Source organism: Neptunomonas japonica JAMM 1380 (genome assembly GCF_016592555.1).
In the GTDB taxonomy this organism is placed as follows: domain Bacteria; phylum Pseudomonadota; class Gammaproteobacteria; order Pseudomonadales; family Balneatricaceae; genus Neptunomonas; species Neptunomonas japonica_A.
This window is the reverse complement of record NZ_AP014546.1, coordinates 1,203,998-1,218,075: the sequence shown is the minus strand read 5'-3', so window position 1 is coordinate 1,218,075 and position 14,078 is coordinate 1,203,998. Positions and strand designations below refer to the sequence as shown.

Here is a 14,078-nt window from a genome sequence, read left to right as displayed (position 1 = left end):
ACTCAGATGCTTTTAAGAAGAGAATGATCTGCTTCATAGAATAATACAAAGCATCTTCAGAACTCACTTAGCAAGTGAGCACCTTTTATTTTCATCATTTAATAACGCAATAGTTGACTACTTTTTAGTCAACACTCTTAATCCAGATTACATTTTGTGCTTTTTCTGAACAATGCCATTTTGCTGCTGTACTTCACGAACGAACTGCACAATGGCAGACATTTCAGAAAAACCTATCCCTTTCTGTGCTGGCATATCTCCATAGGGCCAATGATGTTGTTTCACACCATTTCGTACAGCAGAATAAAACGACTTATTTGAATGATGCCCAGGATTATAAATACCATGAATCATAGGCGGCCCTTTGAGAGTACCTTCTCCATTTTCACCATGACACGAGCCACACGTACGATTAAAAACTAGTTGCCCTTTTTGAGCAGAAGCAGATAAAGCGCCTACTTTAACATCCACATGGCCACTAAAGTGCTCTGCCAAAGTAACTGAGCTATTCAGTAAAAATCCTATAATCAATATTCTGAATGCCCATTTTTTCTTGTACATAATCGTTATCCTTCTTTCGTGGCTACAATTGAGCGGCTTTGTTAATGATGCCCAGCGTCATTTTCCCCGCGCGCTGTCAGAATCTGATATTGAGGCGCTGTTAGTTCAGGCAAACGCTTAAGAAAAGCCACCATATTCCAAATCCGCGTATCATCATGCCCTGGAGCCCACGCAGGCATTCCAGATGCTTTGATTCCGTGTTTAATAATCCAGAAATTTCGCTGATCTTCAGACTTTCCATCCTCATCCACCCTAGAGGTATCCGCTAAATTTGGCGGCGCTGGATACAAGCCTAATGTGAAGTCACTTTCATCTTTACCCGGTTTAAGATGACAACCCACGCACATATCATTGTAGTCTGCGCCGCCTTTTAGCAAACGTGCCGCTGAATCGAGATCTGCTGGCACCTCAATGCTCTGGGAAGCACGTGCAATCGAACTTTCACGCAGGGTTTCTAATGCCCAAGTAGTCACGTCATAATGAGGATCATCTGCTCCCATCGAATACAAACCCGAATAGAGAAAAGCCACACCTGCGATCACTACGGCTCCCACCATTGCACCAGCCATAACTAGCAGCCGCTTGATACAAGCCCCCTTTTTTGTAACGCTCATCGAGTAACCTCCGTCATAAATTACCCTAACCAATCTATTGGTAGGGCCCACTCAAGTAGTTGTTGATATGACATTACTGAGAAGGCGCTTGCATATGATCACCCGTCTTCCCCATGCCAGTCATATGTTCATCATGACTACTGCCATGCCCATGTGCTGCGCTTTCCGCCTCTTCTGACCCATGCGACATGGCACTCATACACTGCTGCATCATCGCCATCACAACAGGATCATTCATATCCATTTTGCTATGATCCATCGCACTCATCGCCGCACAGTCTGGGTTCTCTGCTTTTTCCATATGCTCTTTCTCACTGTGTGCCTGTACAGAAAGCGCCAGCATAAGCGCAGGCACGGCAAGTAATACGACGCATTGTTTTTTCTTCATAATTAACTCCTAACTATTTTAAAAATTGATAATTCGTGTGCCCAAATAGGCGTTATAACAACGCCTAAACAGATCACTTTCTTTAAACAGACAAACCTTCATCAAAGAATCACGTCTAAATAATTAAAGCCTATTCACCGTAATACAAGCCGCCAAAGTGCTTTTTACCATCAGCAGTCTTGAACAACACCATCAATTGGTGCTTACCACTTTCTTTAAGGTCATACCCTGCCATCTGCCACCCCCCCATAGCCATTAGGGGTTTGCTTTCATTAGTACCATCCGGGTAGACCACTTTTGAGTTAATTTTCAGGTTTTGTACCATTGCCCCCTGTTGTTCCACCTTAATCATCACATTATGCGTCCCACCATGGCCCATGCCTTCATCGGCTTTCATCACATGGAAGCTGACCGTGTAACCATCGATATCCTTCTTTTCTAAGAACATCTTATTCTGAGCCATATCACTGCCCATTGCGTCATGGGACATATCACCTTGTGACATCGCCTCTTGTGACATCGGCTTCGCTGGCATGGAGTCAGTATCATGGCCGTGGCTACTTCCTGTATTTCCAGCACTAGTTACAGCACTAACCATTACTGCACACAAGCCACCTGCTATCAGCATCTTATTGAATTTCATTTTGGTTTCTCCACTAGGTTTTTCGTTAAATCGTTTTTGATTAATCTGTTTACTTTGCGACGCTAATTTCTAACGGCAACACCCTGCTTAAACAACATCTGTTCCATCTACTTCACGTGCAATCAATGACTGCCGGTTACTAAGAAACTGATCAGATCATCCATATCCTCATCATTTATTTGCCACCGGGGCATGGCTGTATCCAATGCCTTTCCAGCAGGATCAAGCCCTTGCCTGATAGCTACTGCCAGACTATTTCTGTCATAACGCTCGTGATCACCATGGCCATCATCATGCTCTTCAGTAAGCGCAGATTTGGTGAGAGCTGGGGCAACAAGCCAGAACCTCGGGTATAATCGCTGCCCCTGCCGTTCAGAACCATGGCAGCTGGCACAAGAGGTGTTGTGCATCTGAGCATGCATCGTACCCCCTTGATAAGTAACTGCAGCGCCTGACTGACTTCTGCCGGTATAGTAAATTCTCTCGCCATTACCTGAAAACTCATGTGTTCCATAATCAGTGGCATCATCCATCCCCATGCCACACCCGGCCAGTAACATTACCAATCCGCCACCAGTAAGTTTTAGCAATAGTTTTATTACAGATTTAACGCTGTACATAAAATTTCTCCTTAGACAAACAGAATAAGGATTGGACTGAAATCGTTATTGTCCGCCCCTTACTGCCAATTACTGCTCCATTTCTAACCGCGAAATGCACCGCTTACGCCAGAGGAAGTAAACAGCAGGTAATACCAACAACGTCAGAATAACTGCGCTAACCATCCCTCCGACCATCGGTGCGGCAATCCGGCTCATCACTTCAGATCCGGTACCTGTTCCGTATAAAATAGGCAGCAAACCCACGATAATTGCCGCAGCGGTCATCATTACTGGTCTGACTCTCATGCCTGCTCCGTGTAACACTGCATGTCGCAGAGTTTCCTCCCGAGGGATAAGATTTTGCTTGTGACAACGCTCTAACATCTGCTCATAAGCCTGATTCAGATAGACCAGCATGATCACACCAATCTCCACCGCGACTCCGGCCAGAGCGATAAAACCTACACCCACCGCTACCGAGAAGTTGTAGCCTTGCAGATACATCAACCAGACACTTCCGACCATCGCTAGGGGTAACGTCCCCATGATGATGCTCACCTCCACAAAGTTGCGAAAGTTGAGAAATAGAAGAATCACGATAATCCCTAGAGTCAGAGGCACCACATAAGTTAGTTTCTCTTTCGCGCGCTGCATATACTCATACTGGCCAGCCCAGCTCACCGAATAACCGGGTGGTAGCTGTAATTGATCTGCTACAACCTGCTGCGCATTCTCTACATAACTGCCAATATCCATGCCCTCTATATCAATAAAGGTCCAACCATTAAGGCGAGCATTTTCACTTTTGATACCCGGCGGGCCATCCTCGATGTAAACGTTAGCCACATCACCTAATGGGATTCGTTGCCCCATCGGGGTGACGATCGGTAACAACGCGAGTTGCTCTGGAGAGTTCCGGTAGTCCTGCGGATATCGTACATTGATGGGATAACGCTCCAACCCTTCAATCGTTTGCGACACATTCATGCCGCCAATAGCTGTCGCTACAACCTGTTGTATATCGGCTATATTCAAGCCATATCGTGCGGCGTTCTGACGCTGAATATCTACTTTGATATAACGTCCACCGGCAACGCGTTCGGAATACACCGACGCAGTACCAGGAACATCTTTGAGAATAGTTTCTAGCTGTTGACCAATTTGCTGAATTTTTTCTAATTCAGGGCCTGCGATCTTAATTCCGACGGGTGTTTTAATACCGGTGGCCAGCATATCAATACGAGTCTTGATCGGCATGACCCAGGCATTGGTCACTCCAGGAATTTTAACCAGATTATCCAGCTCCTTTCTCAAATCATCGGTGGTCAACCCCGCACGCCACTGATCTTTTGGTTTAAGCTGTATAAAGGTCTCTATCATAGTCAGTGGCGCTGGATCAGTAGCGCTGTCCGCTCGACCGACTTTGCCAAACACCGTTTCAACTTCAGGTACTGTTTTAATTAGTTTGTCAGTTTGCTGTAGCAACTGCCGAGCCTGGCCAATTGAGATACCGGGATAAGTAGTCGGCATATACATTAAATCGCCTTCATCCAATGGCGGCATAAACTCACTGCCCAGCTTGTCCAGAGGCCAGAAGCCCACCAATAAAACCAACAAAGCAAAACCCAGTGTGAGTTTTGGAAAAGCCAACACTTTGCGCAAGGTCGGCATATAAACAGCAGTGAGCAACCGATTTACCGGGTTCTTATGTTCGGGCAGTACCTTGCCACGAATGAAATAACCCATCAGCACCGGCACTAACGTGATAGCGAGGGCCGCAGAGGCTGCCATCGCATAGGTTTTCGTGAACGCTAGCGGCGCAAACATTCGACCTTCTTGCGCCTCTAAGGTAAATACCGGCACAAAGCTGACGGTAATTATCAGCAAGCTAAAAAACAATGCGGGCCCCACTTCACACGCAGATTCTGTGACAATCTGCCAACGATTCTCTTTGGTTAACGGCGTGCGCTCCATATGCTTATGCATATTTTCAATCATGACAATCGCGCCATCGATCATCGCCCCTATCGCGATCGCAATCCCTCCTAACGACATTATATTGGCGTTAATGCCTTGCGCATTCATCACCATAAATGCGGTTAGAATACCCACTGGCAAACTGATAATTGCAACAAGAGATGAACGTACGTGAAACAGAAATACGATACAAACCAGCGCTACGACGATGAATTCTTCCAGAAGTTTGTACCAAAGGTTCTCTACCGCACTGTCAATCAGGCCGGAACGATCATACACCGTCACGACTTCCACACCTTCCGGCAGCCCCTGTTTTAAAGTTTCAAGTTTTGCTTTTACCCCATCGATGGTTTTCTGAGCATTCTCTCCGAAGCGCATAACGACCACACCACCAACCACTTCACCTTCGCCGTTAAGTTCAGCAACCCCACGGCGCATTTGTGGCCCGATACCGATATCCGCAACATGCTGCAATAAAACCGGCGTACCATTCTTATTGATGCCGAGGGGAATATTCCTTAGATCCTCCTCCCCCTGTATATAACCGCTAGCACGCACCATATACTCCGCTTCGGCCATTTCTACGACAGAAGCGCCTACCTCCTGATTGCCCCGTCGAATGGCCGTCTGGATATGCGATAAAGGGATGTTAAACGCCCGCAATTTTTCTGGATTCACCCGAACCTGATACTGCTTAACCATACCGCCAATGGGTGCCACTTCAGATACACCAGGCACCGTTTGTAACTCATACTTTAGGAACCAGTCCTGCAAGCTGCGCAGCTGGCTAATATCATGTTGGCCGGTTTTATCCACTAACGAATATAGGTAGACCCAACCAACACCGGTCGCATCCGGCCCCAATTGGGGGCGAGCATTTGCGGGTAGAGAGGGGGCTACCTGGCTCAGATATTCCAGCACCCTGCTGCGTGCCCAGTACATATCCGTATCTTCATTAAAGATCACATATACATAGGAATCACCAAAGAACGAGTAACCTCGCACTGTTTCAGCACCTGGCACCGACAACATCGCCGTGGTGAGCGGATAAGTAACCTGATCTTCTACAACTTGAGGCGCTTGCCCTGGAAAACTGGTTTTAATGATCACCTGCACATCAGACAGGTCAGGAATCGCATCCACCGGCGTATTCTTAAGGGAGAATAGACCGCCGCCCACTAGGATCGCAGTAGCCAGTAAGACAAAGAAACGATTGCCCACCGACCATCGAATAATCGACTCAATCATAGCGCCTCCTTATCGCTGTGATTCATTTCATTTTCTGCATCGTCTAGGCTCATACCGTCCATATCCATATTTTCCATGTCCAAGCTCATACTCTCCATATCAAGAGCATCCATACTCATATCGTCAGCGCTCATTGGCTGCTCAACATGCATTCGTTTGAAGTCCGACGTTTTGCTCGACTCTGAATCCAATAAGAACTGAGCGGAAGTAACTACCTCTTCTCCAGCATTCACTCCCTGCAAAATTTCAATCAACTTACCATCACTGCGGCCAGTCTTAACCTCAATAGATTTAAACCGTCCATCACCTAGTGCTAGCACCACTCGGTTGGACTCAGCGCCACGAATAACAGCCTCTTTAGGCACCGTAAGCGAAGTGTCAGTCTCATGTTTATAAATCACCACCTCTGCAAACATGTTCGGTTTCAACAACCGATCTTTGTTATCAAAGCGCATCCTTACTTTCAATGTACGGGTGACCGGATCCAGCACTGGGTAAACATAATCGACGACGCCTTCACGGCTTTCGCCAGGCAGAAAATCCAATTGGAGTGAGACCGGTAACCCTGTACTAATTACACTGGCCTGTCGCTCAAATACTTCGGCTTCAACCCAAACCTCGTCCAATGCACCAATAGACATTAAAGTCGCACCTGGCTTAACAAACATCCCTTCACGAATATTGAAGTTATCTACCACGCCGCTTTGCGGAGAGTAGAAAGTTACTGCCTGTCTCACTTTACGAGTCGTCCTAAGTTCGTCCAGTGTTCGCTGCGGCACCTGCAAGGCATGCAACCGGGTTTTAGCACCCCGAATCAAAGCTCGATTTCCTCGGGATAACGCAAACAAGTACTCCTCTTGAGCATTCACCAATGCCGGAGAATAGAGTTCATAAAGTGGATCACCCTGTTCAACCGGCTCCCCTTCAGCTTTGATAAATATTTTTTCAACCCAGCCCTCTACACGGGGATGCACATGCACAATTTCATCTTCGTTATAGCCAACATACCCGACCGTACGCACCTCAAAGTGCAGAGTAGCCATCGTTGAAGTGGCCGTTCTTACCCCCAGATTATTAACCACTTCGGGTGATACTTTTATCGTTCCCGGGCCTGCATCCACACCAGAACTTTCCTCTTTGTAAACGGGAACAAGATCCATCCCCATTGGAGACTTACCGGGTTTATCTCTTTGGTAATTCGGATTCATCGGCGCAACCCAGTACAGCGGTTCATTGCTGGCTTTTGAAGCCTGCTCAGGCATTGAACCCTCACCGAACACGACACCTAGGCTGTTGGAAAAATTGCTGTTGGTCATGACGGCTCCTAAGCCAACCGCTCCGATAACAGCACCCAGCACAACTAATCCAATGTTTTTAACGGTATTACTCATTGCTTTATTCCTGAAGTGCGAAGAGAGGTACTAGCTGAGGTTGCATCTATTGAAGTAAGAAAATAATTAAGCTGAGCCACCTGTTTTTGTTTCGCCACATTAATCTCCAGATATTCTATCTGAGCATTCAATTGATCAATGCGCGGGCGCAACACTTCAATAAAACTCCCGTTATCCGATTCATATGCATTTAGAGAGGCCTTTGCCTGCTGCTTTATCTGAGGAATGAGCTTGCGGTCAAATAGCTTGCGTCGTTGCTCTAACCGTTCCAACTGCGTGCGGGCAGAATGGAAAGAAGCGATCATCTGCCTGATCATCAAACTGCGATCTGTACGGATCTTTTCTTGACTAGCCGTAGCCGCATCAACCCCCCGATCCTGCTTAATGGAGGAAAATAACGGCATACTAACAGTGACTCCTACGCTAAACAGATCTGCACGATCTCTACCGCTGGCATCTTCTCCACGAAAACCATAACTAGCGTTCATGCCCCATTGTGGCTTATATTTCTGCTTTGCTAGTCGCACTGCCGTTCCTGCTACAGCAATACTCTGATCGATTTTTTGGACAGATGGATGGCGTATAAAGCTACTTGCCAGCTCACTATTACTCGGGGGCTTACCCTGCCAGCGCTCAGCATAAAGTGACTGGATTACAGGCGGCTCAGCAGAGTAGCCAGACAATAAATTAACACCTGGAGTACTGGACCCATTACCTGATGGTAACAACCATTCAAGCAACCTCTGCTCCGCTATTTCCTGCTTCTGTAGCAACCGAGTCAGCCGGTCTTCTATTCTGGTTTGTTCCAGCTGTGCTTTAATAAGATCTTGCTGTCGAGTACGCCCCAGTGCAGAGGAATAACCAGCTAAAGAGATATCTACCAACTGGTCAAATAACGCTCGATCTTTCTCAATCAGCTTTATACTCTGTCGTGCCTGATAAGCATCTAACCACAACTGAGTAATGGTCAGTGTCAGCTTCGCCTGCCTTTCTGAGCGCAATAAAGGTTGTTGAGCACTTTGCTGTTGCAGCTGCTGACGCTTAAGACGTCGACTATCACCACGTGGATACATCTGCGAGACACCTGCAACTAACTGTGTCATCGCCTCCTGATTAAAATCCAGTGTATCGGTTGGCAGATTCGCCATCTTCAGTGAAAGTTTTGGATCGGGCAATTGATAAGCAGATTCAGCCAAGGCTTCAGTGGCTTTCTGGGTATAAGTGCTACCAGATAACCACGCGTCATGCTCAGTCGCAAAACGAACAGCTTGATCAAGAGTTAGCGGCTTATTCGCCTCTGAGGCAACGACTAGAGAAGGAAGCACAACAACGGTTAGAACAACTATTGAAGCAGCCAATGAAAGATAACCTTCAACTTGTTTATAGCTGTTACTCAAAAAATGCAGAGCACTTTTATAATACGTGGCAAGTTTGACGCTGGGCAGACCCGCATAGCGGTACCCTTTAAAACATATAACCGGTGACATAAACACACCCACTCAAGCCAAAATCATTTGCATGATTTTTGACATATTCTATAAAAGCGGGAGAGGTATAAGGATCTCCCGTTGAAAAACAGCCGAACTAGCGACTTAGTGAATCAACGGAATATGGGAGGGCGATATAACGAACCAGAGTTCGGATCAATCAGTATATGGTTATTATATGCTTGAGTTGTAAGCGATGTGTCTAAATGGAAAATATAGTTTGAAACGCCACAGCCAACCGGGCTTACGCACTGAGACTGAGCGCAATCACTCATATCTGCACAGCTATGAGCGCTACTTTCTTCCATTACCGAGCAATGTTCATCACTCACGGCTACTGGTGTTAATTGTCCACAACAATCTTCAGCAGAAACTCTAGCACCTTTATTTAAGTTCATTATATGAGGCGAATTAATGTGGGGAGATGATGAAGAGTTCATATCCATTGGCATAGCGAAGGCGTGACTATATAGCTGAGCGGTAGTAACCGCTAGCATACATAACACTAATAAAACCTTCCTTACCACTATTCTCATCTGTTACCTAATTTGATGGATTTAAAGCTCAGAGAAACCCTAAAGTATGTACGAACGCTCTTCTTCACACATACACTTGGCAGCAACATAACTATTAAGAAATTCGAATCTAAATCCGTACTAAAGTTCCCTAGAATAGGCTGAAACCTGTAATAAATTCAAGCAACCAGTCCTCAGAAATTAGTAATGTCTACACACATAAGTTTAAAGAGCACTGCATAGTACTAGCTATTGTTCCTAAAAACACTTATTGGTGCTTTATTCTATGTAAAATACCACAGTCTACTGAAGCCCCCCTCTATCAATCCAAGCACTGTATATTTCCTCAGGCCATTTACTCTGAAAAAAGCTTATCACTGCGTTTTGATCTTCTTCTGAGAGCTTATCGCCAAACGCTGGCATCGTGCCGCCCAAAGCTATGCCTCCATTTTGAATAGTCAGTTTGAGACCCTTCAAAGGATGATGCCAAGCATGGGCCGTGCTATCTAGCGGAGGCGGTGGGTACTGACCATCAGCCAATGGTTTTTTCCAATCAGCTGTTCCCTGGGCTGACGCGCCATGACAATTAGCACATTGTGCAAGGAATAATTGTTTGCCATTATCAACTTGAGATTGCGTATACCAACGCCCATCGACTTTCGGCTCCCCGTCGCTGCATCCGCTGATAAATACCGCCATAGAAAGAGTGTACGCGGCAAAAAATCTATTCAACTTACCTAAATTAGTCATTTTAAAAAAACACCTGCTGCACTGGTTTAGGAAAACTAAAGCTTTTTACAAAAAAGCATGAGCTAACACCCAATATTCTGCTTCACTCAAAAAAGTGTAATTATAACCAGCGCTTTATTTTGAATATCCAAAGTATTAAGGCTGTGCTTGTCATCAGAATACCTAAAAATATTATGAACGCAAAAGGGTTATCCCCGACATTAATGCCTAGTAGCTCAGTAAGGAACCCAAGCGGTAAGAAAATTGCTGTGACTAGCGATCGTACATACATGCGCTGATTCATCACATCGGTTGCACTATTGATAATTTCTTCGCGTAAGACTGAGGCTCGTTCACGAGCCTCATTGACCTCTTCAATATAACGGTGCAAACGCGCCCTGCTTTCACGCAGTTCCATTATATGTGTGCTTGTTCAAATATCAGAGGGGATATCTTGTAGTGTATCTAGCGTTTCAGCGCAATCAACTTACGACGTAATCGTGATAGCTGCTCACGAAGGGTTGTCGCACTCCCTTCGAGCCTCATCTCCTCAAGTTCGATAATCTGGTCTTAACCTGATCAATGACACCACTCATGCGATTTAGTAAACGCTTACTCAGCGAAGCTATAACGTCGCCGTTTATTTTGGGGCCCTTATTGTCCAATAAACTAGATCTGATCTAACGAATAGTGAAGAGTGCTCAGCTACGTGTACTAATAATTCTGTTCGTTTCGAGCCACAGCCTGATAGCTACTATACCCTCTGGATCTTCGCCTGGATTAAAATTTACTCCACGAAGAGCGAGCAACACCCCTTCTGGATAAATGTCTGCTCGGGGGCGTGTGCTTTCGTCCAACAGGGCTTGAGCGGCGATTGGATTCATGAGTAATCCATTCAACAGCTTCTGGAATTGTATAATCAAGATGAATCCAAAGTACCTCTTCATCTTTCGGAACTAAAGAAAGCGCTTCTTCCCAATTAAGCTCTCTGCTTCCTCCTCTTGCTACAAGTTTACTTCTCCACTTTTGATGTGGAGTGAGATATCTAATTTTTAAAGAAATATTCACTACTTTATGAGAGATGGATGCATAATATCTTCACTCCCTATTATGTTTTTTAATTTTTCGCGTCGCGACGCCTGAAATATAGAGTTAATTGAACAATGCAATCTATAAACTCTGAGAAATCGGAACAAATCAGCGTTGAGCGTGTTGTTAACGATATACACAACAACAACCTTCCCTTGCTTAGAGAATTTCTGGATACAAGCTCTCCGAGAGAGATCGCTGATTTATTAGTATCGATACTACCAACTCAAAGAACCATTATTTGGGAGCTTCTCAGCGAACCAAAAAAAAGTGAAGTTATCCCCTGGTTACGTGCTGATATCCGCCCCGGCTTAATAGAAGAGATGGATGATGCGCAGCTTTTTATTGCCGCTGAAACAATGGACGTCGATGACCTTGCCGATGTTTTAGGCGATTTTCCTGACCAAGTAACTCAATCGATTATCGAAGCACTCGAAACAGATAATCGAAAACGTCTTGAAACAGTTTTGAGTTATCCGGAGGGAAGTGCCGGTCGTTTAATGCGCACAGAGGTTCTCAGCGTAAGAAAAGATGTGACATTCTCAGTCGTGTTACGTTGGTTAAGACGGCATGAAAAGCTGCCATCGCTAACTGATGCTTTAATGGTAACAGATGAAGAAGGTTACTATTTAGGAAAACTTGAATTAGCCAATATCGTTACAGGTAGCCCAGAAACCAAAGTAATTGATGCAATGGTAGGCACAGCAGAAGCCGTACGTTTTGATGCTGAAGAGCATGAAGTAGCTTCATTGTTTGAAAAACGAGAGCTTATTTCAGTAGCGGTAACCGATGCTGATGGTAAGTTGTGTGGAAGAATTACGGTTGATGATGTTGTAAATGTTATTCGTCATGAAGCAGACCAAGCGTTTCTAAAGTCCGGAGGGGTCGCACAGGAAGAAGACCTATTTTCTCCTATTATGCCAAGTGCGCGACGGAGAGGTGTATGGCTGGGAATAAATCTAATTACGGTGTTTATGGCCGTTTGGGTTATTGGTTTATTTGAAGCGGCACTCAATCAGATTGTAGCTTTAGCCGTATTAATGCCTGTGACTGCGAGCATGGGAGGGATTGCTGGCAACCAGACTCTTACATTAATTATCAGAGGCCAGGCCATGGATCAAGTTTCCCGCTTGAATGCTCTGTGGTTGGTTCGTAAAGAGCTGGCAGTGGGTGCTCTCAATGGTCTAGTGTGGGCTTTCTTAGTAGCGATTGTATCCTTGCTTTGGTTTAAAGATACATATCTGTCACTAATAATTGCCATCGCATTATTCATTAATTTGTTGGTTGCTTCTCTTTCTGGAGTGCTCATCCCACTAACATTAAAACGAATGAAAATTGACCCCGCACTTTCAGGTGCGGTTATATTAACGACTGTAACGGATGTGGTTGGTTTTTTAAGCTTCTTAGGTTTGGCTTCTATATTTCTACTATAAATTCACCTGATTTTATATCCATATTAAGAGTGGAGATAACCCATGATCGACTTTACCCTGAGTAACGTCCTTGATAACCACAAATTGCTTTCTTCGCTTACATTTATTGTTCTAGCCTATTTCTTTAAGCTGTTGTTAATAAAGGCTATAAGATTAAGAAGTAAGGCAAAACGCGAGAATCGGCGTTACCTAGTTAATTTAGTTAAAAACTTAATTAACCTTACAGTTATTGTTCTATTATTCACCTATTGGTCAGCCGAATTACAAAAATTTGCCTTTTCTGTAGCCGCATTTGTTGTAGCCATTGTTATCGCTACACGTGAATTCATTCAATGTATTATTGGATATATTTATATCATTGCATCAAGACCATTTCAGGTTGGCGACTGGATTCAGGTGGGTCGTTACCACGGTGAAGTAACAGAAACAGACTGGGTAAAATTAACCCTACTAGAGGTTGATATCGACGCATACAGTCACACCGGAAAAACGCTATATTTACCCAACAGCATGTTGATCTTGAATACTATAAAAAACCTCAACTTCATGAAGCGCTATGCGACCCACACCTTCACAGTTACTCGGGACCAACGCGTAAATCTTTTTTTATTCAGAGATGAATTATTGGAACGCGCCACTGTTCACTGCCAAGATTTCTATGAAGTAGCACACCGGTATAATTCTTTGATAGAAAAACGCTTAGATGTAACGATTGCAGGCCCTGCCCCGACTATTACCATAGCAACATCAGATATTGGAAAAAATACAGCCAGTGTGACAATTTTTTGCCCTTCAGAACAAGCGTTGGATATAGAACAAAAAATAACTCAAGACTTTATGGAGTTGTGGTACTTAGAACTAAAAAATTCTAATGAAAATGGCATCCTGAGTACCGTATATACATAATTCAAGATCTCTAATTCAATAAGGCACTATTACTCTAGATTGGTGAGCAAATAGGTAGCTGAAGGGTCGACAAGTACTTTGTCACCCATTCCTTCACGCCCGAACAGCATTAGATAACTCATATCCGACCGATCCGTCAGTGTTATATCAATAGGCCATGATTCATTACCAAGATGTACAGTCGTTTTGATCACATAGCGCTCTTCAGATGTTCCATTCGATGATTTAACTCGCCTTATATCTTGGAGAGGTGCGCTGCACTCTACAATATCTTCTACTTTATAAATATTGGGATGAATATCGAATTTTATCCAAGGCTTACCCGATTTTTTGTAGCGAGATAAATTATCCACATGAAGTGAAGATGTTTTTGCGCCAGTATCTATACGCACTTGCAAATCAAAAATCCCTAGATCAGGGAGATCACAACTCTCAATACTGCCAATAATCATTTTATCTTTCATTAAACTCATACCTAGACCGGCGCAAAGCGTT

General features: G+C 44.6%; 15 protein-coding genes. 2 read left to right on the top strand and 13 right to left on the bottom strand.

Going from position 1 to position 14,078, the window contains the following annotated elements:
* Positions 1-147: 147 nt before the first annotated feature.
* From NEJAP_RS05545 to NEJAP_RS05490, 12 genes are all read right to left on the bottom strand, one after another.
* On the bottom strand, positions 148-561 hold the full coding sequence (locus NEJAP_RS05545) for a c-type cytochrome (RefSeq protein ID WP_201349680.1): 414 nt from the start codon (positions 559-561) through the stop codon (positions 148-150).
* 41 nt (positions 562-602) lie between these two features.
* Positions 603-1,175, bottom strand: a complete 573-nt coding sequence (locus NEJAP_RS05540) for a c-type cytochrome (protein ID WP_201349679.1) — start codon at positions 1,173-1,175, stop codon at positions 603-605.
* A gap of 73 nt (positions 1,176-1,248) precedes the next feature.
* Complete coding sequence (locus NEJAP_RS05535; RefSeq protein ID WP_201349678.1) at positions 1,249-1,563, bottom strand: hypothetical protein; 315 nt, start codon at positions 1,561-1,563, stop codon at positions 1,249-1,251.
* Between the two features lie 130 nt (positions 1,564-1,693).
* Complete coding sequence (locus NEJAP_RS05530; protein WP_201349677.1) at positions 1,694-2,206, bottom strand: hypothetical protein; 513 nt, start codon at positions 2,204-2,206, stop codon at positions 1,694-1,696.
* Positions 2,207-2,328: 122 nt separating this feature from the next.
* Complete coding sequence (locus NEJAP_RS05525; RefSeq protein ID WP_201349676.1) at positions 2,329-2,826, bottom strand: c-type cytochrome; 498 nt, start codon at positions 2,824-2,826, stop codon at positions 2,329-2,331.
* 69 nt (positions 2,827-2,895) lie between these two features.
* A complete protein-coding gene (locus tag NEJAP_RS05520) occupies positions 2,896-6,033 on the bottom strand; it encodes an efflux RND transporter permease subunit (RefSeq protein WP_201349675.1) in 3,138 nt (1,045 codons plus the stop codon).
* A complete protein-coding gene (locus tag NEJAP_RS05515) occupies positions 6,030-7,424 on the bottom strand; it encodes an efflux RND transporter periplasmic adaptor subunit (protein WP_236591073.1) in 1,395 nt (464 codons plus the stop codon). Before NEJAP_RS05515 ends, NEJAP_RS05520 begins: the two co-directional genes overlap by 4 nt.
* Positions 7,421-8,911, bottom strand: a complete 1,491-nt coding sequence (locus NEJAP_RS05510; protein WP_201349674.1) for a TolC family protein — start codon at positions 8,909-8,911, stop codon at positions 7,421-7,423. The genes NEJAP_RS05515 and NEJAP_RS05510 overlap by 4 nt, the downstream gene beginning before the upstream one ends.
* Before the next feature lie 113 nt (positions 8,912-9,024).
* On the bottom strand, positions 9,025-9,408 hold the full coding sequence (locus NEJAP_RS05505) for a hypothetical protein (protein ID WP_201349673.1): 384 nt from the start codon (positions 9,406-9,408) through the stop codon (positions 9,025-9,027).
* A 321-nt stretch (positions 9,409-9,729) separates the two neighbouring features.
* On the bottom strand, positions 9,730-10,176 hold the full coding sequence (locus NEJAP_RS05500) for a c-type cytochrome (RefSeq protein WP_201349672.1): 447 nt from the start codon (positions 10,174-10,176) through the stop codon (positions 9,730-9,732).
* Between the two features lie 100 nt (positions 10,177-10,276).
* Positions 10,277-10,573, bottom strand: a complete 297-nt coding sequence (locus NEJAP_RS05495) for a CorA family divalent cation transporter (RefSeq protein ID WP_201349671.1) — start codon at positions 10,571-10,573, stop codon at positions 10,277-10,279.
* A gap of 283 nt (positions 10,574-10,856) precedes the next feature.
* The gene (locus NEJAP_RS05490) at positions 10,857-11,102 is read right to left on the bottom strand and encodes a CorA family divalent cation transporter (protein WP_268927829.1); all 246 of its coding nucleotides are present in this window, start codon (positions 11,100-11,102) and stop codon (positions 10,857-10,859) included.
* Between the two features lie 216 nt (positions 11,103-11,318).
* Between NEJAP_RS05490 and mgtE the strand changes: the two genes are divergently transcribed.
* Entirely contained in the window at positions 11,319-12,677 is a 1,359-nt protein-coding gene (gene mgtE, locus NEJAP_RS05485; RefSeq protein WP_201349669.1) for a magnesium transporter, read from the top strand.
* A gap of 42 nt (positions 12,678-12,719) precedes the next feature.
* Positions 12,720-13,583: a mechanosensitive ion channel family protein gene (locus NEJAP_RS05480; protein WP_201349668.1), complete on the top strand. Its 864-nt coding sequence runs from the start codon at positions 12,720-12,722 to the stop codon at positions 13,581-13,583.
* A 29-nt stretch (positions 13,584-13,612) separates the two neighbouring features.
* Here NEJAP_RS05480 and NEJAP_RS05475 read toward each other — a convergent pair whose 3' ends face one another.
* Entirely contained in the window at positions 13,613-14,047 is a 435-nt protein-coding gene (locus tag NEJAP_RS05475; RefSeq protein ID WP_201349667.1) for an ATP-dependent zinc protease, read from the bottom strand.
* Positions 14,048-14,078: the final 31 nt, after the last annotated feature.